Origin of the sequence: Amycolatopsis thailandensis (assembly GCF_002234405.1) — a bacterium.
GTDB lineage: Bacteria > Actinomycetota > Actinomycetes > Mycobacteriales > Pseudonocardiaceae > Amycolatopsis > Amycolatopsis thailandensis.
The window spans coordinates 16,239-40,631 of sequence record NZ_NMQT01000038.1 but is presented as its reverse complement, the minus strand read 5'-3'; the positions used below and the strand labels follow the sequence as shown (position 1 = coordinate 40,631).

The 24,393-nt window shown below is 69.1% G+C and carries 21 protein-coding genes; 9 read left to right on the top strand and 12 right to left on the bottom strand.

Annotated elements, in window-relative coordinates; genetic code table 11:
* Nucleotides 1-22: 22 nt before the first annotated feature.
* The 6 genes from CFP71_RS12245 to CFP71_RS44110 all read left to right on the top strand — a co-directional run bounded on the left by CFP71_RS12245 (nucleotide 23) and on the right by CFP71_RS44110 (nucleotide 4,421).
* Nucleotides 23-748 (top strand): creatininase family protein, encoded by a 726-nt coding sequence (locus CFP71_RS12245; protein ID WP_093933968.1) that lies wholly within the window; start codon nucleotides 23-25, stop codon nucleotides 746-748.
* Nucleotides 745-2,250: a benzoate-CoA ligase family protein gene (locus CFP71_RS12240; RefSeq protein WP_093933967.1), complete on the top strand. Its 1,506-nt coding sequence runs from the start codon at nucleotides 745-747 to the stop codon at nucleotides 2,248-2,250. The genes CFP71_RS12245 and CFP71_RS12240 overlap by 4 nt, the downstream gene beginning before the upstream one ends.
* Nucleotides 2,247-2,939 carry an SDR family NAD(P)-dependent oxidoreductase gene (locus CFP71_RS12235; RefSeq protein WP_093933966.1) on the top strand — a complete coding sequence of 231 codons (693 nt, stop codon included), beginning with the start codon at nucleotides 2,247-2,249 and terminating at the stop codon, nucleotides 2,937-2,939. The genes CFP71_RS12240 and CFP71_RS12235 overlap by 4 nt, the downstream gene beginning before the upstream one ends.
* Nucleotides 2,936-3,763 (top strand): enoyl-CoA hydratase family protein, encoded by an 828-nt coding sequence (locus tag CFP71_RS12230; RefSeq protein WP_093933965.1) that lies wholly within the window; start codon nucleotides 2,936-2,938, stop codon nucleotides 3,761-3,763. The genes CFP71_RS12235 and CFP71_RS12230 overlap by 4 nt, the downstream gene beginning before the upstream one ends.
* 92 nt (nucleotides 3,764-3,855) lie before the next feature.
* Entirely contained in the window at nucleotides 3,856-4,131 is a 276-nt protein-coding gene (locus CFP71_RS12225) for a hypothetical protein (protein WP_143267069.1), read from the top strand.
* Nucleotides 4,132-4,268: 137 nt separating this feature from the next.
* Complete coding sequence (locus CFP71_RS44110) at nucleotides 4,269-4,421, top strand: hypothetical protein (RefSeq protein WP_167406092.1); 153 nt, start codon at nucleotides 4,269-4,271, stop codon at nucleotides 4,419-4,421.
* Nucleotides 4,422-4,979: 558 nt separating this feature from the next.
* Here CFP71_RS44110 and CFP71_RS12220 read toward each other — a convergent pair.
* Together CFP71_RS12220 and CFP71_RS12215 are read right to left on the bottom strand one after the other, a co-directional pair.
* On the bottom strand, nucleotides 4,980-6,233 hold the full coding sequence (locus CFP71_RS12220; protein WP_093933963.1) for a DUF222 domain-containing protein: 1,254 nt from the start codon (nucleotides 6,231-6,233) through the stop codon (nucleotides 4,980-4,982).
* Nucleotides 6,234-6,479: 246 nt separating this feature from the next.
* Nucleotides 6,480-7,427 (bottom strand): helix-turn-helix transcriptional regulator, encoded by a 948-nt coding sequence (locus CFP71_RS12215; protein WP_093933962.1) that lies wholly within the window; start codon nucleotides 7,425-7,427, stop codon nucleotides 6,480-6,482.
* 62 nt (nucleotides 7,428-7,489) lie between these two features.
* Between CFP71_RS12215 and CFP71_RS12210 the strand changes: the two genes are divergently transcribed.
* A complete protein-coding gene (locus CFP71_RS12210; RefSeq protein WP_093933961.1) occupies nucleotides 7,490-7,960 on the top strand; it encodes a VOC family protein in 471 nt (156 codons plus the stop codon).
* Here CFP71_RS12210 and CFP71_RS12205 read toward each other — a convergent pair.
* The 5 genes from CFP71_RS12205 to CFP71_RS12185 form a co-directional block, all read right to left on the bottom strand.
* Nucleotides 7,952-8,869, bottom strand: a complete 918-nt coding sequence (locus CFP71_RS12205; RefSeq protein ID WP_093933960.1) for an SMP-30/gluconolactonase/LRE family protein — start codon at nucleotides 8,867-8,869, stop codon at nucleotides 7,952-7,954. The two genes, CFP71_RS12210 and CFP71_RS12205, sit on opposite strands and share 9 nt — an antisense overlap.
* Nucleotides 8,870-8,879: 10 nt before the next feature.
* Nucleotides 8,880-9,536 (bottom strand): histidine phosphatase family protein, encoded by a 657-nt coding sequence (locus tag CFP71_RS12200; protein WP_093933959.1) that lies wholly within the window; start codon nucleotides 9,534-9,536, stop codon nucleotides 8,880-8,882.
* The gene (locus CFP71_RS12195) at nucleotides 9,537-10,601 is read right to left on the bottom strand and encodes a phosphotransferase family protein (RefSeq protein WP_208635939.1); all 1,065 of its coding nucleotides are present in this window, start codon (nucleotides 10,599-10,601) and stop codon (nucleotides 9,537-9,539) included.
* Nucleotides 10,602-10,605: 4 nt separating this feature from the next.
* Nucleotides 10,606-11,358, bottom strand: coding sequence for an SDR family oxidoreductase (locus CFP71_RS12190; protein ID WP_093933957.1), 753 nt, complete (start codon nucleotides 11,356-11,358; stop codon nucleotides 10,606-10,608).
* Nucleotides 11,359-11,457: 99 nt separating this feature from the next.
* Nucleotides 11,458-12,708 (bottom strand): S8 family peptidase, encoded by a 1,251-nt coding sequence (locus CFP71_RS12185; protein WP_093933956.1) that lies wholly within the window; start codon nucleotides 12,706-12,708, stop codon nucleotides 11,458-11,460.
* A 259-nt stretch (nucleotides 12,709-12,967) separates the two neighbouring features.
* Between CFP71_RS12185 and CFP71_RS12180 the strand changes: the two genes are divergently transcribed.
* On the top strand, nucleotides 12,968-13,957 hold the full coding sequence (locus CFP71_RS12180; RefSeq protein ID WP_208635940.1) for a hypothetical protein: 990 nt from the start codon (nucleotides 12,968-12,970) through the stop codon (nucleotides 13,955-13,957).
* Here CFP71_RS12180 and CFP71_RS12175 read toward each other — a convergent pair.
* Nucleotides 13,954-15,588, bottom strand: a complete 1,635-nt coding sequence (locus CFP71_RS12175) for an acyl-CoA synthetase (RefSeq protein WP_093933955.1) — start codon at nucleotides 15,586-15,588, stop codon at nucleotides 13,954-13,956. The two genes, CFP71_RS12180 and CFP71_RS12175, sit on opposite strands and share 4 nt — an antisense overlap.
* Nucleotides 15,589-15,736: 148 nt before the next feature.
* Here CFP71_RS12175 and CFP71_RS12170 point away from each other — a divergent pair, with 148 nt between their 5' ends.
* On the top strand, nucleotides 15,737-17,443 hold the full coding sequence (locus tag CFP71_RS12170; protein WP_167406091.1) for a bifunctional 3'-5' exonuclease/DNA polymerase: 1,707 nt from the start codon (nucleotides 15,737-15,739) through the stop codon (nucleotides 17,441-17,443).
* Nucleotides 17,444-17,567: 124 nt separating this feature from the next.
* Here the strand turns inward: CFP71_RS12170 and hrpA are convergent, their stop codons facing one another.
* From hrpA to CFP71_RS12150, 4 genes are all read right to left on the bottom strand, one after another.
* A complete protein-coding gene (gene hrpA, locus CFP71_RS12165) occupies nucleotides 17,568-21,464 on the bottom strand; it encodes an ATP-dependent RNA helicase HrpA (protein WP_093934017.1) in 3,897 nt (1,298 codons plus the stop codon).
* Between the two features lie 149 nt (nucleotides 21,465-21,613).
* The gene (locus CFP71_RS12160; protein WP_093933954.1) at nucleotides 21,614-22,777 is read right to left on the bottom strand and encodes an alpha-hydroxy-acid oxidizing protein; all 1,164 of its coding nucleotides are present in this window, start codon (nucleotides 22,775-22,777) and stop codon (nucleotides 21,614-21,616) included.
* A gap of 13 nt (nucleotides 22,778-22,790) precedes the next feature.
* On the bottom strand, nucleotides 22,791-24,008 hold the full coding sequence (locus CFP71_RS12155; RefSeq protein WP_093933953.1) for a cation:proton antiporter: 1,218 nt from the start codon (nucleotides 24,006-24,008) through the stop codon (nucleotides 22,791-22,793).
* A gap of 42 nt (nucleotides 24,009-24,050) precedes the next feature.
* The gene (locus CFP71_RS12150) at nucleotides 24,051-24,362 is read right to left on the bottom strand and encodes a hypothetical protein (protein ID WP_093933952.1); all 312 of its coding nucleotides are present in this window, start codon (nucleotides 24,360-24,362) and stop codon (nucleotides 24,051-24,053) included.
* Nucleotides 24,363-24,393: the final 31 nt, after the last annotated feature.

The window sequence follows — 24,393 nt, the reverse complement described above, 5'->3', positions numbered from 1 at the left end:
GCTGCGGTGTAGCTTGATTCGAGTGACGTACTTCGCGGATTTGAGCTCACGCCAGGTGGCGGCTCTCGCGTCCGACACGCGCGTCCCCGTGCTGCTCCTGCCGGTGGGCGCCGTCGAACCGCACGGCCCGCACGCGCCGCTGGGCACCGATCCCCTGATCTCCCGGGGGATGTGCGAACGCGCGGCCGCGCGGCTGGCGGGTGATCCCGGCATTCGTGTGCTGATCCTGCCCGAGGTTCCGTACGGGGTGACCCGGTTCGCGGCCGGATTCGCGGGCGGCGTCTCGATCGGCGAGGAGACACTGTACGCGCTGCTCACCGATATCTGCGGCGCGCTCGCCGGGCAGGGACTCACCCGGATCCTGCTGGTCAACAACCATTTCGAACCGGCGCATCTGGTGGTGCTGCGGCGCGTGGCGGAGACCTCGGGCGTCGGCTTCGTCGACCTGGTCCGCCGCCGGTACGCGGCCCGGCTCACCGACGAGTTCCGCTCCGGCGAGTGCCACGCCGGGCAGTACGAGACGTCACTGGTGCTCGCCGACCGGCCGGACCTGGTCGACACCGCCGTCCAGCGCGACCTGCCCGCGGTCCACGTCGACCTGGCGCGCGGCGGCGTCACGGACTTCGCCTCGGCCGGGATGACCGACGCCTACTGCGGAAACCCCGCCCAGGCGACCGCCGAAGAAGGTGAGAAGACCTTCTCGGCGCTCACCGACATCCTGGTCGAAGCGATCCGGGAGCTGGTATGACCACCTTCAATCTGGCGACCCATTTCGTCGACCGCCTCCCCGGCGAGCGGACGGCGTTGCTGTGCGGCGACGAGGAAGTCACGTACGCGGAGCTGGCGGCGCTGGTGAACCGGGCCGGGAACGTGCTGCGCGATCTCGGCGTCCGAAGTGGACATCGGGTCCTGCTGGCGCTGAACGACAGCGTCGAGTTCGTGGCCGTCTGGTACGCGGCGCAGAAGATCGGCGCGGTGACCGCCGAGGCCTATTCTTTCCTGCAGCCCAAGGATTACGCGTACTATCTGGCCTATACCGAGGCCGTCGTCGTCATCGCGGACGGCTCGACGCTGCCCGCGCTGCGCGAGGCCGGGGCGCGGAACCTGCTGGTGGTCGGCGACGTCGACCTGGAGCCCGGCGAGCACTCGTTCACGTCGCTGACGGCGTCGGCCCCGGCCGAGCTGGAAGCCGCGCCGACCACTTTGGACGACGTCGCGATCTGGAAGTTCACCACCGGGAGCACCGGTTCCCCCAAGGCGTGCGTGCACCCGGCGCGCAGCGCGCTGGAGAGCTTCGACCGGTACGCGCTCGGCGTGCTCGGCCTCCGCGAGGACGACCGCGTACTGGCCGTGCCGAAGCTGTTCTTCGGCTACGCGCGGGACCTGACGGCGTTGTTCCCGTTCGGCGTCGGCGCGTCCGGGATCGTGTTCCCGCAGCGCAGCACCGCGGACCTGCTGTTCTCGCTGATCGAACGCTACCGGCCGACGATCCTGGTCAACGTGCCGACCATGATGAGCGCGATGATCGCCCACTCTACCGCGTCTACTGTGGACCTGAGTTCACTGCGCCTGGCGACGTCGGCGGGCGAGGCGTTGCCTTCGGAACTGCATCGCAAGTGGGACAACCTGTTCGGGGTCCCGGTGATCGACGGGATCGGCTCGTCGGAGGCGTACCACATCTATCTGTCCAATGTGCCCGGTGCGCAGCGGGTCGGCAGCCTCGGCCGCGAGGTCCCCGGCTACACCGCGCGGATCGTGGACGAGAGCGGTGATCCGTTGCCGGACGGCGAGATCGGTCCCCTGGAGGTCACCGGTCCGACCATCGCGCGCGAGTACTACGGCGACGCGGAGAAGACCGCGCGGACGTTCCACGGCGACACCCTGCGTACCGGCGACCTGTTCAGCCGCGACACCGACGGGTTCTTCCATCACCACGGCCGCGCCGACGACCTACTGAAAGTGTCCGGCGTGTTCGTCGCGCCGAGCGAGATCGAAGACTGTCTCATCGGGCATCCGGCCGTCATCGACTGCGCGGTGCTGGGCGTGACCGTCGACGGCCTGGTCGTCCCGCGGGCGTGCGTCGTCCTGGCGGACGGTGTCCAGGTGACCGCCGACGAACTGAAGGATCACGCGCGGGCGAATCTGGCGAAGCACAAATATCCGCGCGAGGTGGTGTTCGTGACCGAACTCCCCCGCACCGCCAACGGAAAACTCGATCGGCGCGCGTTGCGCCGGGTGGAGGCACAGTGAGCAGGATCGTCGTCGTCACCGGCGGGACGCGCGGGATCGGCGCGGCCGTCGCCGCCCGGTTCCAGGCCGCCGGGGACAAGGTGCACGCCCCCGGCCGGGCCGACTGCGACGTCACCGACGAGGACGCCGTCGCGCGGTACTTCGATGGCCTCGGCCCGGTGGACGTGCTGGTGAACAACGCCGGGATCTCGGCGAGCGCGCCGCTGGCGAAGACGTCGCTGGACCAGTGGCGGACCCAGATCGAGGTCAACGCGACCGGTGCTTTCCTGTGCACACGCGCGGTTCTGCCCGGCATGCGATCGCGCGACACCGGCCGGATCGTCACCGTCGCCTCGACGGCGTCGCACCTCGGCTATCGCTACACGGCCGGGTACACCGCGTCGAAGCACGCCGCCGTCGGCCTGATGCGCGCCACCGCCGCCGAGGTCGCCGGCACCGGCGTCACCGCGAACGCCGTCTGCCCGGCCTTCGTGCGCACGGACATGACGGCCGCCTCGGTGGCCCGGATCCGGGACCGCACCGGCCGCGACGAGGCCGAAGCGGAAGCCGCCCTCGCCGCCGCGTCCCCGCTCGGCCGCCTGCTCGAACCCGACGAGGTCGCCCACGCGGTGGCCTTCTTCGCGGCGGCCGAAGCCGCCGCGATCAACGGACAGACACTCGTCCTCGATGGAGGTGGGATCCAGTCATGAGCCCGTTCCGCGCCACGCCGCCGATCACGGCGAACTGGGAGCATTTCGAGTTCACTGTGGACGATGGTGTCGCCACGGTGACCTTGGACCGCCCCGAAAAGCTGAACGCGCTCACCTTCGACGTCTACGCGGACCTGCGCGACCTGCTGGCCGAGTTGCCGCACCGCGGCGACGTCCGGGTGCTGGTCGTCACCGGCCGCGGGCGCGGGTTCTGCTCCGGCGGCGACGTCGAAGAGATCATCGGCGAGCTGCAGAAAATGGAGTCGGCGGAGCTGCTGGAGTTCACCCGCATGACCGGCGCGGTGGTGAAGGCGCTGCGCGAGTGCCCCATCCCGGTGATCGCCGCGGTGAACGGTGTCGCGGCGGGCGCGGGATCGGTGATCGCGCTGGCGAGCGACTTCCGGCTGCTGGCGTCGTCGGCGAAATTCGCATTCCTGTTCACGAAGGTCGGCTTGGCCGGGGCGGACATGGGCTCGGCGTATCTGCTGCCGCGGCTGGTCGGGTTGGGGCGGGCCACGGAACTGCTGATGCTGGGCGACAAGATCGACGCCGCCCGGGCCGAGGCGATCGGGCTGGCTTCGCAGGTCGTTCCCGACGCCGAGTTGGCCGCTTCCGCTTCCGCTTTGGCGCGGCGATTGGCCGACGGCCCGGCGCTGGCGTACGGGACGACCAAGGTGCTGCTCACGCGCGAGCTGGACATGGATCTGGGGAGTTCCATCGAGCTGGAGGCGATCACGCAGGCCCTGTTGATGACGGCGAAGGACCACGGGGAGTTCTATGCGGCCTGGACGGCCGGGCGCTCGCCACGGTGGACCGGCCGATGAGCCCGCGTCCGATCGGCGGTTCCGGCCGCTGACCGGGTTTCGCCATACTCCGGAGATCGGCGCACTCGGGCGACTCTGGAGGGGTTCACGTGGTGCGGGGAAAGTTCTTGCTGTGCACTTTGTTCTCGGTCCTTCTGCTCGGCGGCACCGTCACCGTGGCCGGCGCGCGGGAGGCGGCGCCGGTCGATCTCGGCGCGTTTCGCGGGGACAGCCACAGCCACTCCACCGGGATCAACGACGCCGGTGGAGTGGTCGGCGAGTACAGCACCGTGGCCGAGAGGACGATCGCCGTACGCTGGAACCCCGACGGCACGCACACCCGGCTCGCGATACCGGCCGGGGTATCACCCCGTCCGATGGAACCCTGACGGCGGTATCACCACGCTGCCGGTCCCCGAAGGCGCCCGCACCTGCGAGGCTCGGAGATCAACGACTCCGGGATCGCGGTGGGTTTCTGCGAATCCGGCGCCGACGGACTCCCGGGGCAGGCGCTGCGGTAGGCACCGTGATCGTGCTGCCGGCTCTGCGCGGCGGGCATCGGACCGAGGCGAACGGCCTCAACGGCCGCGGCGAAATCGTGGGCGAGTCCGAGAACGGCAAAGGACAAATGCACGCGGTGCGCTGGCCGGCCGTGACCGGGAGCGCGGAGGTTCGGTAGCCGATGGGCACGGTGTCGGTCCGTGCAGGCCGGCTGGACTGTAGATGGTCCCCCGCCAGGTCGCGCGGAGACCGGTGCCGGAATTCCCGGGTCGGCCGGAGATTCCGGTCGATCCGCCAAGCGCTGTACGTCCGGGCCGGGTGCGCTGCGCCGCGGGCTCGGGGCCGCTGGCGGAATCAAGATCTGCGACGACCCGCCGACCGCGCCGTCCCCGGGTACTGGGAAGGCGACCTGACCCTGGGCATCCCGTTCGCGATCCTGCCGCATCTGCTCCCACGGACGCGACGCCGCCGCCGCGATGACCAGCATCAGCCGCACTCTGCACTCCTCCAGCGGACCTCGCCCCCGAACTCGACGGCCGCCCCGTGAAACCGTCGGCTGGCACACCCCAGCCGACGACCTCGAAGCACTACTTACAGGCCAACGAATAGTGCCTGTCGCCACCACCTTGCGAGTCCGCCAGGCAGCGACGAACACCGCATTCGCGACCTGCTCGTGGGCATGCCGAGGAGCCCGTCGCCGGTAAGGCTGGCGGGCTCCTCGGGTCATGCAGGGAGTTCAGGCGCGGTTGAGGGTGTTGCGCCGGATTCGTTGTAGCGGGTCCAAATACTGGGGCGGAATGAACTCCGGTAGCCCGTCAGCCGCCATGCGGACGTGCCAGTCACCGTGGTGGATCAGTCGGTGATGAAAACCGCACAGCAGCACCAGGTTCCGGAGATCGGTCGGGCCGCCGTCTGCCCAGTGCTCAATATGGTGGGCGTGGCAGTTCTTCGGTTTCCGATGACAGCCCGGGAACGCACAGCCCCGATCCCGGATATTGAGTGCCCGTCTTTGGCCTGGGGTGACGAACCGTCGTAGTCGCCCCACATCGAGGGGTTCCCCGGCGGCGTTCATCACCACGGGCAGCATCAGGCAGTCGCATGCGGCCATCCGCGCTTCGCGGGCGGTCATGGTCCCGACGAAGTCGAGGCAGGCTTTCCCGATCCCGGTCTTCAGCTCTTCCAGGCCGATGGTCACGTGCACCAAGGTCCGGTATCCGCTGGTGCCGGGCTGATCAGGACACGCGATCGCCAAGTCAAGGAGCTCCGCCCACGCATCACCCAGGCGCTCGCACTTCATCCGCAAGTCAGCCTGGCCGAACTCGTCCACCGGGCGAGGCTTCGCGTACGCCTCCAGGGCGGCGGCGGTGCGGGCGCCGGTTTCGTCATCGAGCAGGCCGTTCAGTTTCCAGAACCCGTCCTTGCGACGCTCGAGGGTGATCTCTCGGCGTGGCTGTTTCGGTTCGGGGTCTTTGGGTTCGTTCCCGTCGGGATCCAGCCAGCCGAGCAGGCTCGTCTCCGCGTTCACCAGCTGCCGGGGACCAGCTCCACGGCCCAGATTCCCGAGGATCTTCTCCGCAGTGGCCCGATCCTCGGCCGACGTGTCAGACGTGAGTCTCCCCAAGATCTCCAGGATCTGGTCGATCCGCTCGTCCCCGATCATGCCCTCGGCGGCTGCCGCACCCGTGGTGGGTGCGAAGGCCGGAACCTCGGTGCCATCCAGATTACGGGTCGGGTTCAACGCGATCGCCCGCTTCACCACCGACTGCGCTTCACCCCGAGACAACCCAGCCACATCAGCGAACCACGCCGCCGTCGACCCATAGCCATACAAGTCTTTCGAACCCCGAGACTCGATCTCCGCCAGGAATTGCCCCAGAGCGGCGGAGGCGACCCGCATCAGCTGCAAGAACTGCTGCACGCCATGAGCAAGCTCCAGCTTGCCGGCACGCCACAACTCCTGCGGGAGTTCGGGAAGGAAGGTCTCGGACACATCTTTATAATACACCTAATCCTCGAACACGTGTTCGTAATTTTGCGTTACCGCGAACCCGCGCATTCACCACTTCCGAGTGAAGCCCCGCATTAAGTCGACTAACTGAGAAGAAGCCGAAAGCGCAGCACGGAGGACACCGATCCACCAAGCGACCTAAGCCCCGCAGCCAGCCGACTAACCGCGAGACAACCCAAAGCACAACACACCATCCCACCAAGAAACCCAACCTCCGCAGCCACCCGACTAACTACGACGAACCCCAGCCGAAAGCAAGCGTTCGGCCAGAACCCGGCACCGCTCCCCCAGTTCCACCGGCTCGATCACCTCGAACGAATGCCCCAGCAACACCACATGCATCAGCAGGAAATCCAGGTCCCCGGCCCCACTCAGAACCTCGCATCGCGAACGCCCAAGCGAGCGAACCACAGCCGCCGAAGCCGGAATCTGCGCCCGGACAACCGAAGCAGGCGCGTGCACCAGAAAGCGCGCTTGATGCCGATACACCCGGCTGGCCACGTTCTCCTGCACATAAGCCGCCGCGTCGGGCGCCGCGCGCGGGCGGAAACGCCAAGACCGCGCGGAAACCTCGGTCATCTTGTCGACGCGGAAGGTGCGCCAGTCGTCGCGGTCGAGGTCGAAAGCCAAGAGGTACCAACGCGGCCCGGAAGCCACCAAGCGGTACGGCTCCACTCGCCGTGAAGCGGCGGCACCGGAGGACGGATACGAGAAGCCCGCCTCGACCTCGTCGCGGCACGCGCGGGCCAGCGTCATGAGCACGTCGGGGTCGATCGGCGCGCGGCTTCCGTCGAAGGCCACGATCGAGCCGGACAGCGCGCGCACCTCGTGCCGCAGTCTGGCCGGGAGCACCCGGTCGAGTTTCGTCAGCGCCCGGAGCGCGGCCTCACCGCCGCCCGCGCCGGCGAGCAGGGAGACCGCGGTGGCGATCGCCTCCTCGTCGTCCAGCAGCAGCGGCGGCATGTCGTGGCCGGGGCCGAGCTGGTAACCACCGCCGACACCGTTGCTGGCCTGCACCGGATAGCCGAGCGCGCGCAGCCGCTCGACGTCCCGCCGGATCGTGCGCGGGGTGACGCCGAGCCGGTCCGCCAGCTCGGGACCGGTCCACACCGCGCGCTGCTGGAGCAGCCCGAGCAGGGTGAGCACCCGCTCGGTCGTCCCTCGCTCGTCCTCCATGTCACCCATCGTGTCAGAGATAGCGGACCGATCCTGTCCGCTAGGCGTGCCAGGGTGGTCCCATGAACCGCAAGAGCCGCGAATTCCAGGTCACCTTCGACGCCCACGACCCGAAAGCCCTCTCCCTCTTCTGGCGCGAAGCCCTGGGCTACGTCCACCCTGGCCCGCCCGGGGTCGAGGTACCCGAGGGCACCGACCCGCTGGACGCGTGGGACGAGTTCCTGGAGCGTGTCGGCGTTCCCGAGGATCAGCGCAACACTCGATCCGCCCTCGAAGACCCGGACGGTGTGGGGCCGAAGATCTTCTTCCAGCAGGTCCCGGAGGACAAGGTCGCCAAAAACCGCGTCCACCTCGACATCCGGGCCGCCCCCGGCCTCGAAGGGGACGAGCGCATGGCGGCGTTCGAAGCCGAGTGCGCGAGGCTCGTCGCCTTGGGCGCGAAACGGGTGAAGCGTTTCGAGCCCGAGCAGCCGTTGAGCCTCGGGTTCATCGTGATGCAAGACCCGGAGGGCAACGAATTCTGCCTAGACTGACGTGACGGCGATCGCGTTGTCCTCCAGCGAGCCGAAATACAGCTTCCCGGCCCGCTCGCGGACGCCGACGAGCACGTGGAACCCGTCGATCTCCCCGCGCAGTTCGTGGACCTGCTTCCCGTCCGCGGTCACCCCGCGCACCCCGCACTCCCTCGCGGGTGCGGGCTGCAAGGCCGTCGGCAGCGCCCGGACACCGGCCCGCAGCGGCGCGGGGAGCTTCTGCACCAAGGAAAGCGCGGGCACCTTCGGGCTGGCCACGGTGATCCAGATCAGCCCGTCACTGCCGGTCGAGATGTTGTCGGGATAGCCCCACAGATCGTCGACGAGGTAGTCGCGCGTGCCGGCCTTGTCCCCGGTGAGCCAGAACCGCGAAACCCGGTAGGCGCCGGTCTCGGCGACGGCCACATAGGACTCGTCGGGCGGCAGCGCGACCCCGTTGGCGAACTGGAAACCGTCGGCGAGCTGGTCGATCTTCCCGTCGGGCGTCCGGCGCAGCAGCCTGCCGCCGCCGGTCTGCTCGATCAGGTCGTCGCGCCATTTCTCGATGCCGAAGCGGCGCGACGAGTCGGTGAAGTACACGGTGCCGTCGGCGGCCACGGCGGCGTTGTTGCAGAACACGAAGTCCAGCCCCACCGCCGAAGTCGCCAAGGTGGTGATGGCGCCACCGGCCAGCGGCATCGTCAAGAGCCCGGCCTTGGCGTCGCAGATCAGGAGGTCGTCACCGAAGAACTCCAGCCCCAGCGGGCGGCCACCGGTGTCGCCGAGGACGTCGATGCGCTTGCCGTCCGGCGAGACACGCAGGATCCGCCCGTCGTCGACGCCGGTGTAGATCCGCCCCTGGTCGTCGACCACGACGTCCTCGGGACCGTGCCCGTTGACCGGGATGACCGTGACCTCGCCGAACGCCATCGCGTGTCTCCTAGCGGTAGGTGAGCAGTTTCGCGGCTTCCGCCTCGAAATGCGGATGTTCGTTGAACGACAACAGGGTCACCCCGCCGCGGCCGGACACCAGTTTCGTGATGCCCGCGTTGACGGTGACCCGGTTCAGTTTCAGCAGCCCCGCCTCGGGCGTACCCATGAGCGCGCCGCAGACCGTCGCGATCACGCCACCGGAGCTGAAGACGACGGCATGCTCGCCCTTGCCCAGCGACGCCACGACGTCGGCCAGCGCGCCCTTGACCCGCTCCAGGAACCGAGGCCAGGTCTCGGCGCACGGACCGGACGCGCCCGCCGAGACCCACGCGCTCAGCGCACCGTCCAAAGCGGCCTGATACGCCCGCGAATCGGTCTGCTGGACACCGGCGGCATGGTATTTCGCGATGTCGACGTGGTCGTACTCGTTCCAGCGTTCGTCCTCGACGACGGCGATCCCCGAGCCGAGTACCTTCAACGCCGTCGCGGCCGTGTCCCGTTGCCGGGCAAGGGAACCCGACCGCGCCTGGGTGAACTCGACACCTCGCCGCAGCAGTTCCTCACCGACCACAGTGGACTGTTCGAAGCCGCGCGGCGAGAGCTGGTCGTAGTTCTCCGCGCCGAACGACGCCTGCCCGTGCCGGACCAGGTAGATCGCACCCATCTACGCGCGCCCTCCTCCGATGATCCGGCGGCAGCGCCCGTCCAGATAGCCGACGAACTGCCAGAGATCCTTCAGCGCCGGGTTGGTCGTCTGTCCTTCGTGGAACCGGTAATAGATCTGCTGGATCACCACCGCGAGCCGGAACAGGCCGTACACCTCGTAGAACGTCCAGTCGCCGATCGCGAGGCCGGAGCGTTCCGCGTACCGCCGGACGAACTCCTCGCGCGTGTACATCCCGGGCACGTGCGTCGGCTGACGGCGGCTGAGCTTCATGACGTCGTCATCGTCGTCCTGCACCCAGTACGCGAGGGTGCTGCCGAGTTCCATCAGCGGATCGCCGAGGGTGGCCATCTCCCAGTCGAGGACGCCGATGATGCCGAGGTCGTCGTCGAGTACCAGGTTGTCGAGCCGGTAGTCGTTGTGGATCAGGCAGATCTTGACCTCGGACGGCTGGTTCTCCTTCAGCCACGCCATCACCTCGGCGCAGTCCGGGACGTTCTCTGTGCGCGCCTTGAGGAATCGCTCGGACCAGCCGCGCACCTGGCGCTCGACGTATCCGGCGCCCTTGCCGAGGTCGGCCAGCCCGGCGGCCTCGACGTCGACGGCGTGCAGCTCCACGAGCCTGTCGACGACCTTGCCGCACAGCTCGCGCGCGTTCTCCGGCGGCAATGCGAAACCAGCGGGCAGGTCTCCGCGGAGGATCAGGCCTTCGAGGCGTTCCATCACGTAGAAGTCGCCGCCGAGCACGGTTTCGTCGTCGCAGAAGGCGAGGACCTCGGGCACGTAAGGAAAGACGGGCCGCAACGCCTGCTGCACCCGGAACTCACGGCGCATGTCGTGCGCGGACGCGGCCTTGTGCCCCAGCGGCGGCCGGCGCAGGATCAGGTCCCGGTCCGGGTAGGTCAGCAGGTACGTGAGGTTCGAAGCACCGCCGGGGAACTGGCGGACCCCGGGCGGTGTGTCGCCGAGGCCGGGCACCCGTCCGGCCAGCCAGGCGTGCACCGCGGCGGGGTCGAAAGCGTCCTCGCCGCGTACCTCGACGGTCTTGTCCGCGGCGGTCATCAACAGGTCACCCGAACTTCCTCAGCACCGACACCGGGACGAACCGGAACACCTTCGCCAGCACACTCCACGGCCAAGACGGGACGAACGCCTTCGCGTTCTCGGTCTCGATCGCCTTGACCAGCGCCTGCGCACCCGCCTCCGCCTTGGTGGCGAGCGGGATCTTCGAGATGTCCACGTTCATCTCCGACTCGATGAACCCGGGCAGCAGCTGGGTGACCTTGATCGGCGTCTTCATCAGCTCGATGCGGGTGCCCTCGGTCAGTGCCGAGACGCCCGCCTTCGAAGCGGCGTACGCGGTCAAGTTGCCGGGGAAGGCGCGAAGCGCGGAGAAGGAGGAAACCACGACGAGGTGGCCTTCCTTCTGCTCGCGGAAGATACCGACGGCGGCCTCGATCTGGGCGGCCGCGGCGAGGAAGTTCGTCTGGAGCGTCTGGCGGTTGGCGTCGAACCTGCCGGAGCCGATCGGCTGCCCCTTGCCGAGCCCCGCGTTCACGATCACACGGTCGAGGGAGCCGAGCGCTTCACGGAACTCTTCGAAGACGGTGAACACCTGGTCGTGGTCGTTCACGTCCAGCTTCCGGGTGACGACGGTGATGCCGGGATACGCCTTCTCGAGTTCCGCCGCGAGGGCGTCGAGCCGGTCGACACGGCGGGCGGCCAGCGCCAGATTGCGGCCTCTGGCGGCGTACTGCCTGGCCATTCCCTCGCCGAGTCCGGAGCTCGCCCCGGTGATCAGGATGTTCTTCCGCAGGACCATGGCTGGAGCTTACCCGTTGGTAACAAGTCCGGCGCCCCTCGGACGGATGGCTGCCCCCGGCGCCTGGAGTTCGCCGGGGGCAGCCTGTCCGAAAGGGTCTTACTTCACCTGGAGCAGCTTGTTCGCGGTGCCCCCGGTCGGGTTGCTGATCTTGCCGTCGGCGGCCGCCGCGACCAGGCCTTCGGAGACCTGGGCCGGAGTGGCGTCCGGGTGGGCCGAGAGGTACAGCGCGGCAGCGCCGGCGACGTGCGGCGAAGCCATCGAGGTACCGCTGATGGTGTTGGTGGCGTCGTCACCGGTGCCCCACGTCGAGGTGATGTCGACACCCGGCGCGTACAGGTCCACGACCGAACCGTAGTTCGAGAAGCTGGCCTGCTTGTCGGTCTTGTCGCTGGCGGCCACCGTGATGGCCTCCTTGACCCGCGCCGGGGAAGTGGTGCCGGCGTCGGAGGACTCGTTGCCCGCCGCGAGCGCGAAGGTCACGCCCTTGTCGATGGCACCCTTGACCGCCGCGTCCAGGGCGTCGTCCGCGCCACCGCCCAGGCTCATGTTGGCGACCGACGGGCCCTTGGCGTTCGCCGCGACCCAGTCGACACCGGCGACGACACCCTCGGTGGTGCCGCTGCCGTTGGCGTCCAGCACGCGGACGCCGACGATCTTCACGCCCTTGGCCAGGCCGTGGTCCGTGCCGCCGATGGTGCCGGCGACGTGCGTGCCGTGACCGTGCTCGTCGTTGGGGGTGTCGTCGTTGTCGACGAAGTCCTTGCCGCCGGTCGCGCGGTCACCGAAGTCCTTGTGCGAACCGCGGACACCGGTGTCGATGACGTAGGCGGTGACGTTGTCGGCCTTCGTCGGGTAGGTGTACTTGTTGTCGAGCGGCAGGTCCGCCTGGTCGACGCGGTCCTCGCCCCACGACGGCGGGTTGTCCTGGGTCTCGCTGATCTTGAACGTCTTGTTCTGGACGACGTACGCGACCTGCGGGTCGGCGGCGAGACGCTTTGCGGCGGCCTCGTCGGCCTTGATCGAGAAGCCGTTCAGCGCCGAGCCGAACGTGCGGGACAGCGTGGTGCCGTACTGACCGGTGAGGCCCTGTGCCTTCGAGGCGACGTTCGCGGTGACCTCGTTCGCCGCGGCCACACCCTGGCCGACCGCGGTCGGCTTGAGGACGACGATGTAGCTGCCGCCGACCGCGTTGGCCACACCGGCGTCACGGATCTCGCCCTGCTGGTCGGCGTTGGCCGCACCCGCGCCGAAGGTGGCGACAGCCGCGGTCACGCCGGCGAGGGCGACACCCGCCACGAGGCCGCTACGGGTCTTTCGGGACTTCAGGTTCTTCCGGGACTTGCTCACTGGTTCCCTTCCTGCCGCGCCGTGCGGATCACCCGGGAGGATGATCGTTGCTGAGGCCATGCAAGCCGGTGCGCCAGGTGGCGGGCAATGATTCACAGTTACCAGTACTAGGCCAAAAGGAGTAGCACCGCTCGTCCGGAAAGGGGTTTTCGCCTGGCAGAAGGCGCCCCTGGAGTGTTACCCCAGACTGATAAAGTTATTCGTGTTGTTATCAACCGGACGGGTCGAGAAACGGCAGGCGGGGGCGGTCGGGCGACATATGGTGGCGGGGAGCACGGCGGACCGAGTGAGCACCGACGATGAGGAAGAACCGCGTACCGCGTTCGCCACGGCGTTGCGATCGGCCATCGCCACCAGCGGGCTGAGTCTCGACCGTATCCAAGCGAGACTTCTCGCTCGCGGCGCGTCGGTCAGCGTCACCGCATTGAGCTACTGGCAGTCCGGGAAACGCCAGCCGGAACGGCAGAGTTCACTCTCCGCGGTCCGGGTCCTCGAAGAAGTCCTGGCGATTCCCGCCGGTTCGCTGCTCAGTCTCTTGCCGCCGCCGCGTCCGCGCGGGGCGTCGTCACGCCGGAGCCGCGCCACCACCGAGCAGCCGTTGACCTTCCCGCTCGAAGCCCTCCAGGCGCTGCTGGAGAAGGTCGGCGCGCCCAACGCGCTCGAACAGCACCATCAGCTGAAGCTGGTCGGCCTGCACGACCTGTGCGAGATCGCCGAAGACGGCGGGCAACGCGCGGTGACCGCCCGGGCGGTGTTCCAGGCGGGCGCGGACGGCCAGGACCGCTGGCTGCTGGTCTACGCCCAGGGCGATCCCGAGGCCGGGCCGCCGGTGCTGAACACGCTGCGCAACTGCCACGTCGGCCGCGCCGAGGTCGACGACGAGCACGGGCTCACCGTCGCCGAACTCCTCTTCGACCGGCCCATCGACCGCGGCGAGACCCACCTGATCGAGTACTCCCTGACCAACTCCGGACCGCCGTACCCGGAGTGCCGGAACACGCATTACCGCGAGTTCCGGCGCCCCGTGCGCGAGTATCTGCTGGAGATCCGGTTCGACCCGGACACCATCCCCACCAAATGCTGGCAGTACAGCGCACATGGGCCCTCGGCGGGAACAAGTACCTCGGGCCTGGGCCAGGGTTCCTCCCAGCTGGACCGGAAAGAACTCACCTTGGACCAAGGCAGCGGCGTCCACGCCGTGGCGCTCGACTTCGGCCCCGGCGTGTTCGGCATCGACTGGGAGTACTAGTGGAGCTTGTTCCGCAGCACCTTCCCGGTCGCGTTGCGCGGTAGCTCGTCGAGGAACTCCACGTCGCGCGGCACCTTGTAGCGGGCGAGGTTCGCCTTGACGTACTCGCGCACGCCGTCGACGTCCAGGTCCGACTTCTCGGCCCGCACGACGAACGCCTTCAAGCGCTGCCCGAACTCGGGGTCTTCGACACCGACGACCGCCGCTTCGAGCACGTCCTCGCGTTCGACCAGGAGGTTCTCCACCTCGATCGGGAACACGTTCTCGCCGCCGGAGACGATCATCTCGTCGTCACGGCCGTCGATGAAGAGCAGGCCGTCCTCGTCGAAATGGCCGACGTCGCCGCTGGAGAGCAGCCCGTCGATGATCTCCTTGTTCCGGCCGTCGGTGTAGCCCTGGAAGCTCAGCCCGCTGCCGACGAACACCCGCCCGGTGACGTGCGGCTCGGTGATCTTGCCGCCCTTCTCGTCGTACAGCGCGACCTTGCAGCCCACCGGCGCGCGGCCGACCGTGCCCGGCGCCTTGCGCCAGTCCTCGGGGGTCGCGACCGTCGCGACCGCGACCTCGGTCGAGCCGTAGAGGTTGTGCACGACGTCGCCGAACGCGGCGGTCGCGCGGTTCCCGAGGTCCGGGGACAGCGCGGAGCCCGCGACGAAGATGATCCGCAGGGAAGACGTGTCGTACTTGGCGCGGACCTCTTCGGGCAGGTCGACGATCCGCTGCAACATCGTCGGCACGAGGACCAGCGTGGTGCACCGGCTTTCCGCGACCCCTCGCAGCGTCTCCTCCGGCACGAACTTGCGCCGCATGACGACCTTCGAGCCGAGCGCGAAGGACAGGATGAACTGCGACAACCCGGTGCCGTGGAACAGCGGCGCGCCCATGTAGGTCGCTTCGCCGGTGCGCAGCGGGATGCGGTCGAGGAACTGCGCGGACGCGAGCGCGGAGGTGTGCGGCCGCGGCGCGCCCTTCGGCGTCCCGGTGGTGCCGCTGGTCAGCAGGATGAAGCCGCCCGGTTTGGCGGGCGCCGGCCACGGCCGGTCGTCGGTGCTAGCGACCAGTTCGGTGACGACCGGGATGTCAGGCGAGCGCGCGGTGTCCGAATCGACCCACGCGAGGTAGTGGTCGACTTCGCCCTCGACAGCGTCCAGCAGGTCGGTGAACTCCTGGTCGTACACGAGCGCCGTGACACCCTCGCGTTTCGCGACGTCCGCGAGCTGCGGTTTGGCGAACCCGGTGTTCATCAGCAGCAGCTTCGCGCCGAGCTTGCCGGAGGCGAGCATCGTCAGCACGAGACCCCGGTGGTCGCGGCACAGCGCGGCGATCACCGAACCCGGGCCGAGGCCGCGTTCGGACCAGGCCCTGGCCAGCGCGTTCGACTGGGTGTCGAGCTGCTTGAAGGTCAGCGGGCCGAGCTCGTCGACGATGCCTGTCGCGGTCGGGTCCCGGCGGGCGGCGATCATGTTCGCCCCGGCGAACGGACCCCACTTCCGCACCATGACCAGCGAACGCAGGCCCTCGTCGACCCTCGGGATCGGGAGCAGGCCCGCTTGCCGCATCACGTCGATGCTGCGCACGGTCTCGGTCACCTTGCCCGCCACCAGGGTGGCGAGGCCGGTGGGGTTTCTCATCCGGGCACCTCCGTTGCTGCTGCGGCGAGACACCATGCCGGCGGCGTTCGCGTACCGGCGGTATGGGTTGCTACTCGACAGTAGCCGACCGATAGCGCAGGCGCACTAACCGTCTGGTGACAGAAATGTCGGTGGGATCCACCACAATGTGAGTGTGCAGGCGATCGCAGGTCAAGAGGAAGATGGCGACTTCGCGATCTCGATTTCCGGACAGCCGCCGCGGCTGGGCCTGAAGATCCCGGAGTTCGTGGACGAAGTACGGCGGGTGGAGGCCGAGCACTCACCCCGGTGGGTGTTCCCGTCGGTCGAGCAGGCGTACCCGGCGTTGATCAAGGCAGGCGTCCGGGTGCGGCGGTGTCACGACCTGGCGCTGACCGAGGGGCTGCTGCTGGCGCACGAGGGCCGTCCGCAGGAGTCGCGGAGCCTGCGCGCGGCGCTGGCCAGGGCGAACGGGGAAGAGCCGCCCGCCGACGAGCCGCCGTTGTGGGCCGAGGAAGACCAGCCGACGCTGTTCGAGACGCGCGGCCCGCGGCTGCCCTCCGGCGTCACCATGGTCGACGCGGCGCGCCGGGTGCTGGCCGAACAGGAGAAGCGGGTCGCTCTCGCCGAGCATCCGGATCGGCTTCGGCTGCTCTTCGCGGCGGAGTCGGCGAGCGCGCTGGCGGCCGCGGAGATGTCCGCCGACGGGCTGCCGTGGCGAGCGGACCTGCACCTCGAACTGCTCGCGGAGCAGCTCGGCCCCCGCGTCCCGGCCGGGCAGCGCCCGAAGAAGCTGGTGGAGCTGGCGGCGAAGATCAGCGACGCGTTCGGCGGCCGCCCGGTCAATCCGGACGCCCCGGCCAGCGTCGTCCGCGCGCTCGGGCGGGAGGGCATCGAGGTCACGTCGGCCAGGAAGTACCTGCTGCGCGACATCGACCACCCCGCCGTCCCGCCGCTGCTGGAGTACAAGGAACTCGCGCGGCTGCATTCGGCCAACGGCTGGACCTGGCTCGACGAATGGGTGCGCGATGGCCGGTTCCGTCCGCATTACGTCGTCGGCGGGGTCGTGTCCGGACGCTGGGCGAGTCGGGGTGGGGGCGCGTTGCAGATCCCGAAGGTGCTGCGGACCTGTGTCCGGGCCGATCCGGGCTGGAAGCTGGTGGTCGCCGACGCCGCGCAGCTGGAGCCACGCGTCCTGACGGCGTTGTCCGGTGACCGCAAACTGGCCGACGTCGCCGCGGCCACGGATCTGTACGCGAGCCTGGCCGAGGCGATGTTCTCCGGGGTCCGCCGCGTCCCGGTGCCCGCGTGGGACGACAGGGACGATCGGGACAGGGCGAAGATCGCGATGCTGTCGGCGATGTACGGCGGCACGTCCGGCGAGGCGGGGCCGCTGCTGGCGTTGCTGCGGACCAGGTTCCCGGACGCGGTGTCCTATGTGGAGCGTGCGGCGCAGGCCGGGGAACGCGGTGAGCGCGTCCGCTCCCGGCTGGGGCGGACCTCACCCGCCCCGTCGGAGGCCTGGCGCGCGCTGACCGGCGGTGTCGCGGAGGACGAGGCGGGCGAGCTCAAAGCGCGTCAGGCGGCCCGCAACTGGGGCCGCTTCACCCGCAACTTCGTCGTGCAGGCGAGTGCGGCGGACATGACCGCGGTCCTGCTGGCGACCCTGCGCGGCAAGCTCCCCTCCCCCGCGCATCTGGTGTTCTTCCAGCACGACGAGGTCCTGGTGCACACCCCCGCCGAGTTCGCCGACGAGGTCTCGCAGTCCATTGTGGACAGCATGGGCGAGGCGGCGCGGATGCTGTTCGGTGCCGCCTGCCCGGTCCGGTTCCCGCTGCACATCGCCGCCGTCGACACCTACGCCGACGCGAAGTGACCCCCTCGCATTTAGTCCTCTGAATGCGAGCTACGGCCCGCAACGCTCATCCGGGCGGTGAGGGTCCTCGCATTCAGAGGACTAAATGCGGTAGTTGGCGGCACGAACTACCGCATTCAGAGGACTAAATGCGGGCAGCGGCGGCGTCGTCCAGGGCCTTGATGACGCGCTTCAGCGAGACGGGGTGGGCCGTGCCGAGGGTCTGGGCGAAGAAGCTCACCCGCAGCTCCTCGATCATCCACCGGATCTCGCGCAGCGCGGGAGACGAAGTCCCCGGCGGCAGCGCGTCCAGCGCGGACTGGTACTCGTTGCGGAGCCACGCGATGTCGCCGGTCCGCTGGATGTCGCGGGTCGGCTCGGTCGGGAGTTTCTCCAGCCGCCGCTCGATCCCCCGCAGGTACCGGACGACGTGCTTCAGCCTGTCCTGCCCGGTCTCGGTGACGAAACCCTTGTGCACCAGCCCGTCCAGCTGCGCCCGCACGTCCGCGAGCGAATCCTTCGGGCCGCGCGTGTCGGCCAAGCGCGTCTCGACGTCGTTCGCCGCGCGCAGGATCTTCTCGACGTTGGTCAGCACGTCGAGCACTCCGGCGTTCAGCCCGGCGCGCACCTTTTCCAGCAGGACCGCGAAGCCCGCCTCGTCCCAGCGCGGGCCGCCGTTGTCGGCCACGAGCTTGTCGACGGCGCAGTCGACGCAGTCTTCGAGCAATGCCGCCACCGAACCGTGCGGATTCCGGTTCAGCACGAGCTTCGAGGAGTTGCCGAGGTTGCGGGTGATGAACTTCATCGGCGACGGGATGTTCAGCCGCAGCATCCGCCGCGTGCCCGCCCACATCGACTGTTCCTGCTGCCCCGGCGTGTCCAGCAGCCGCACCGCCACGGTGCCGCCCTCGTCGACCAGCGCCGGATACGCCTTGACGTCGTGCCCGCGCTGCTTGCTCGCGAACACCTTCGGCAGCTCGCCGAACGCGGGCGTCGTCAGGCCCTGCCGCTCGATGCTGTCCGCGGCCTTGGAGATCGTCGCGCGCACCTGGCCGCTCAAATCCCGTTTGAGCGCCTCGACATCCTTGCCCTCGGACACCTTCTTGCCGCGGACGTCGACCACGCGGAAGGTCATCTTCAGGTGTTCGGGTACCGCCGAGGGCTGCCAGGCGTCGTCCGGGATCACCACCCCGCGCAGCGCTTCCAGCTCGTCGGCGACGGCGTGCAGCAGTGGCCCGTCGGCCGGGCCGACCCGCGAGAGCACCAGCTTAGCGTGATCGGGCGCGGGCACGAAGTTGCGCCGGATCGCCTTGGGCAGCGACTTGATCAGCTGTGTCACCAGTTCTTCGCGCAGCCCGGGGACCTGCCAGTCGAAACCGTCCGCGGTGACCTGGTTCAGCACCGGCAGCGGGAGGTGCACGGTGACGCCGTCCGCGTCAGCCCCCGGCTCGAACTGGTACGTGAGCTTGAAGGTCTGGTTGCCTTGGGTCCAGAAGTCGGGGTAGTCGGCCTCGCGCACGCCACCCGCGGTCTCGTTGATGAGCATCGTCTTCTCGAAGCTCAGCAGATCGGGCTCGGTGTGCCGCGCCTTCTTCCACCAGCTGTCGAAATGCCGCGCGGAGACGACGTCGGCCGGGACACGCTGGTCGTAGAACTCGAACAAGGTCTCGTCGTCGACCAGGATGTCGCGGCGGCGAGCGCGGTTCTCCAGGTCCTCGACCTCGTCGAGCAGCGCGCGGTTCTCGCGGAAGAAGTGGTGCCGGGTCTCCCAGTCGCCCTCGACGAGCGCGTGCCGGATGAACAGCTCGCGGCTCGTCTCCGGGTCGATCCGGCCGTAGTTGACGCGGCGGTCGGCCACCAGAGGGACGCCGTACAGCGTCACCTTTTCCAGGGCCATCACGGCGCCCTGCTTGCGTTCCCAGTGCGGCTCGGAATAGTTCCGCTTCACGACGTGCCCGGCGAGCGGCTCGACCCATTCCGGTTCGATGCGCGCGTTGACCCGGCCCCACAGGCGCGAGGTCTCGACCAGTTCGGCCGACATCACGAACCGCGGCTGCTTCTTGAACAGCGCCGACCCCGGGAACACCGAGAACCGCGCCCCGCGGGCCCCGAGGTAGTCGCCCTTCGCCGGATCCTTGAGGCCGACATGCGACAACAGCCCGGCGATCAGCGACGTGTGCACACGCTGCGGATCGACCGGGCCGTCGGCGGTGGTGGCGAGGGTGATGCCGAGCGGTTTGGCCAGCTGACGCAGCTGGCTGAAGATGTCCTGCCATTCGCGGATGCGCAGGTAGTTCAGGTACTCGTTGCGGCACATCCGGCGGAACTGGCCGGTGGACAACGCCTTCTGCTGCTCGCTGACGTACTCCCACAGGTTCAGGTACGCCAGGAAGTCGGACGTCTTGTCCGCGAACCGCGCGTGCTGCTCGTCCGCCGCCTGCTGCTTCTCCGCCGGCCGCTCGCGCGGGTCCTGAATGGACAGTGCGGCGGCGATGATCATCACTTCGCGGACGCAGCCGTTGCGCGAGGCCTCCAGGACCATCCGCGCCATCCGCGGGTCGACCGGGAGCAGCGCGAGCTTGCGACCGGTCTCGGTGAGCTTCTTGCCGTCCGACATCTCGAAGGCGCCGAGTTCCTGCAGCAACTGGACGCCGTCGGTGACCTGGCGGCGGTCCGGCGGTTCCACGAACGGGAACGCCGCGATGTCGCCGAGGCCGAGCGAGGTCATCTGCAGGATGACCGAAGCGAGGTTGGTCCGCAGGATCTCGGGATCGGTGAACTCGGGCCGCGCGTCGAAGTCGTCTTCGGAGTACAGCCGGATGCAGATACCGTCCGACGTCCGGCCGCAGCGGCCCTTGCGCTGGTTCGCCGACGCCTGCGAGACCGGCTCGATCGGCAACCGCTGGACCTTGGTGCGGTGGCTGTAGCGCGAGATCCGGGCGGTGCCGGGGTCCACGACGTACTTGATGCCCGGCACGGTCAGCGACGTCTCGGCGACGTTGGTCGCGAGCACGACCCTGCGCCCGGTGTGCCGCTGGAAGACGCGATGCTGATCCGACGACGAAAGCCGCGCGTACAGCGGAAGGATCTCGGTGTTCCGGAGGTCTTGTTTGGACAGCGCGTCCGCGGCGTCGCGGATCTCCCGCTCGCCCGAGAGGAACACCAGGATGTCGCCGGGGCCCTCGTGCTGGAGTTCGTCGACGGCGTCGCAGATGGCCTGCGTCTGGTCGCGATCCTGATCGGCGTCCGGATCGTCGGGGTCGATGATCGGCCGGTAGCGGACCTCGACCGGATACGTCCGGCCGGAGACCTCGACGATCGGCGCGTCGCCGAAGTGCTTCGAGAACCGCTCCGGGTCGATCGTCGCCGAGGTGATGATCACCTTGAGGTCGGGACGGCGAGGCAGGAGCTGTTTGACGTAGCCGAGGATGAAGTCGATGTTGAGGCTGCGCTCGTGCGCCTCGTCGATGATCAGCGTGTCGTACTGCCGCAGCATGCGGTCGGTCTGGATCTCGGCCAGGAGGATGCCGTCGGTCATCAGTTTGACCAGCGTGTCCTGACCGGACTGATCGGTGAACCGGACCTTGTAGCCGACGGCCTCGCCCAGTTCGGTGTTCAGCTCGGAGGCGATGCGGTCGGCGACGGTGCGCGCGGCCAGCCGCCTCGGCTGGGTGTGGCCGATCTGGCCGCGGATCCCGCGGCCGAGTTCGAGGCAGATCTTCGGCAGCTGGGTCGTCTTCCCGGAGCCGGTCTCCCCCGCGACGATCACCACCTGGTGGTCGCGGATGGCGGCGGCGATCTCGTCCTTGCGCTGGCTGACGGGCAGCTCTTCGGGATAGGAGATCTTCGGGACGCCGTCGCGGCGGCGGGTGACCCGCAGCTCCGCGGCCTCGATGTCGGCCTCGATCCGCGCGGTGATCGACTCGGCGTTCCGCGCTTTCCGGGCACCGTCGAGCCGGCGCCGGAGGCGGTGCTCGTCGCGCGACATCAATTCGGGCAGGCGAGCGCGCAGGGCGCCGAGCGGGGAAGGTTGAGAAGCCATGACCGGCACCAGGATAGCCGTGCGTGACGAGCGGGGCCTCCGAATATCCCCCACGTCACCACCACGCCACGTTCACCCCGCGCGTTTCGTCCTCTGGATGCGGTAGTTGGTGCCGCGAACTACCGCATCCAGAGGACGAAACGCGGGGGTCAGGCGTGCCGGAGGGAGGCGGGCGTGAGGTCGGCGAGCGTCCGGTGCCCGGACAGGCCCATGGTCAGGTCGAGGTCGGCGAGCAGGCTCCGCAGCACGTGCCGGACGCCGTCTTCCCCCGCGTGCGCCAGGCCGTAGACCCAGGGCCGTCCCACCAGCACGGCCTTCGCCCCGAGCGCGAGCGCCTTGGCGATGTCGGCGCCGGTGCGGATGCCAGAGTCGAACAGGACCTCCAGCCGGTCGCCGACGGCGGCCACGATCTCCGGGAGCACGTCGAGCGAGGCGACGGCGCCGTCGACCTGGCGGCCGCCGTGGTTGGACACGACGATCCCGTCCATCCCGGTCTCGACGGCGCGGCGCGCGTCGTCGGGGTGCTGGATGCCCTTGAGCACGATCGGCCCGTCCCAGTGCTCACGCAGGAACGGCAGCCGGTCCCAGGTGCTGTCGGTGCCGGTGATCATCGAGATCCAGCGCAGGATCGCGGTGGGTGCGTCCTCTTCGGGCGTCTTCTCCAGCAGGCCGCGGAACACCGGGTCGCTCAGCGGGACACCGAGTCCCTCGCCCTTGATGAACGGCAGGTACGCGTGGTCGAGGTCGTTCGGGCGCCAGGCCAGCGTCCAGGTGTCGAGCGTGACGACGAGCGTGGTGAAGCCCGCGGCCTTCGCCCGGGCCAGGATGCTCGCGCAGACGTCGTTGTCGGTCGGCCAGTACAGCTGGAACCAGCGCGGCCCCTCGCCACTGGCCTCGGCGACGTCCTCGATGCTCGTGGAGGACGCCGTCGACATGATGTAGGGCAGGCCGACCGACGCCGCGGCGCGCGCGGCCGCCGGTTCGGCCCCCTCGTGCACGATCGACTGGACGCCGACCGGCGCCAGCAGCACCGGCGCCGGCATCGGCGTCCCCAGGACCGTCGTCGACAGATCGCGTTCGGTGGCGCCGGTGAGCATCCGGGGCACCAGGCGCCAGCGGTCGAACGCCTCCCGGTTGGCGCGCGCGGTGGCGCCGGAACCGGCCGCCCCCGCGACGTACCAGAACGGCCCGGGCTCCAGGACCTCCCGCGCCGACTCCTCCAGCTTCGTGGCGTCGGTGGAGCACGGCGGGAAGGTCCCGCCGAGCCCCTGCAGGTAGATCTCGTTCTGATAGCCGCCGAACCGCTCGGTCACCCGGGCCTCCTCGTCACGTCACCGGTGCCGGCTCTTCGCGGTCCCGGGTGGTCGAATCCTGCCGGACGATACTCGCCGGTAGCAACCAGGTGAGTTTCTCCGAGCGGATGACCGCGACTGGACCGATCACGGCCAGCAGGAGGACATAGCCCGCGACGAACGGCGCGACCCGCGAGTCCAGTCCGGCGGCGGTCGCCATCGCGGCGAGCACCAGGGAGAACTCGCCGCGGGTGAGCACGGTCAGCCCGATGTTCACCCCGGCCTGGCGGCCGAACCCGTTCAGCCGCGCGGCCAGCGCGCCCGCGCCCAGGTTCAGCACGATCGTCAGCGCCACCGCGATCAGCACCGGCACGACCACCGAGCCGACCGCGTTCGGGTCGATGCTGAGCCCGAAGATGAAGAAGAACAGCGCGCCGAACGCGTCCCTCAGCGGGAGCACCAGCTTGTGGATGCGCGGCGCCACCTTCGAGCCGCCGAGCATCATGCCGACCATGAACGCGCCGATGGCGTCGGACACCCCGACCTCCTCGGCGACGGCGGCACCCATGACGGCGACACCGACGAAGCAGACGGTCAGCAGTTCGTCGTCGGCCGAGCCGAACAGTTTCGACACCACCCGGCCGCCCCAGCGGGCGAGCGCGACCATCACGATCAGGAACGCGAAGGCCTTGCCGAAGTCGGCGGCCGCCGTGGCGAAGCTCCCCGCGCCGGACAGCACCGGCTGCAGCAACGCCAGGTACAGCGCGAGGAAGATGTCCTCGATCACGATGATGCCCATGATCAGCCGGGATTCGGGGTGGTTCATCCGGCGGGCTTCGAGCAGGAGTTTCGTGACGATCGCCGACGACGAGATGCCGATGGCGCCGGCGATGACCAGCGCTTCCCGGGTTCCCCAGCCCAGCAGGAAGCCGAAGGCGAGTCCGCCGCCGATGTTCAGGATCAGGTAGATCAGCCCGGACCAGACGAGTTTGCGCCCGCCCTTGGCGAGGTCGTCGAGGGAGAACTCCAGGCCGAGGTAGAACAGGAGGAAGACGAGGCCGAGCCCGGCGAGGACACCGAGTTCTTTCGGATCGTCCACAAGGGACAGTCCGGGGGTGTTGGGGCCGAAGACGAAACCGGCCAGCATGAACAGGGGGATCGTGGGCAGCCCGATGCGGGCGCCGGCTCTGGCGATGACACCGGCGGCGAGGAACGCCCCGCCGACGGCCAGCAGGGCATGACCGGAACTCATGGAGACCTCCGATGGTGGCTGAATGCGGGAGTGAGGACCGGATCAGCGCGGAGGCGCCCGCGCGGGAGCCTGGGGCACCGCGCGGGTGATGACGACGGGTTCGCCCTGCTCAGGGGCGGGACCGGCGTCGAGGAGTTCGACGGTCGCCGTTTCGGCGGGCACGTCGGCGAGGGGAACGGCTTGGCCGCCGTGGAAGGCGGGCAGCGGATGGGTCGCGAAGACCGCGACAGGGTCTTCCTTCGCGGTCCGGCCGTGCCCGTGGGGAACGGTCGGCGTGACGAAGGCGAAGACGAGCAAGATCAGAAGGAAGAAGACGGAACGGTGCCGTGGGGCGGGGGCACGGTTCGTCGTCATCTGCCCGCGACTTTACCAGTCCTTTATAGAC

Coding starts and splice junctions, on each gene's coding strand:
- CFP71_RS12240 (WP_093933967.1), top strand. CDS start 745: ATGACCACCTTCAATCTGGCGACCCATTTCGTCGACCGCCTCCCCGGC.
- CFP71_RS12230 (WP_093933965.1), top strand. CDS start 2,936: ATGAGCCCGTTCCGCGCCACGCCGCCGATCACGGCGAACTGGGAGCAT.
- CFP71_RS12215 (WP_093933962.1), bottom strand. CDS start 7,427: ATGGAGGACGAGCGAGGGACGACCGAGCGGGTGCTCACCCTGCTCGGG.
- CFP71_RS12210 (WP_093933961.1), top strand. CDS start 7,490: ATGAACCGCAAGAGCCGCGAATTCCAGGTCACCTTCGACGCCCACGAC.
- CFP71_RS12205 (WP_093933960.1), bottom strand. CDS start 8,869: ATGGCGTTCGGCGAGGTCACGGTCATCCCGGTCAACGGGCACGGTCCC.
- CFP71_RS12200 (WP_093933959.1), bottom strand. CDS start 9,536: ATGGGTGCGATCTACCTGGTCCGGCACGGGCAGGCGTCGTTCGGCGCG.
- CFP71_RS12190 (WP_093933957.1), bottom strand. CDS start 11,358: ATGGTCCTGCGGAAGAACATCCTGATCACCGGGGCGAGCTCCGGACTC.
- CFP71_RS12180 (WP_208635940.1), top strand. CDS start 12,968: ATGGTGGCGGGGAGCACGGCGGACCGAGTGAGCACCGACGATGAGGAA.
- CFP71_RS12175 (WP_093933955.1), bottom strand. CDS start 15,588: ATGAGAAACCCCACCGGCCTCGCCACCCTGGTGGCGGGCAAGGTGACC.
- hrpA (WP_093934017.1), bottom strand. CDS start 21,464: ATGGCTTCTCAACCTTCCCCGCTCGGCGCCCTGCGCGCTCGCCTGCCC.
- CFP71_RS12155 (WP_093933953.1), bottom strand. CDS start 24,008: ATGAGTTCCGGTCATGCCCTGCTGGCCGTCGGCGGGGCGTTCCTCGCC.
- CFP71_RS12150 (WP_093933952.1), bottom strand. CDS start 24,362: ATGACGACGAACCGTGCCCCCGCCCCACGGCACCGTTCCGTCTTCTTC.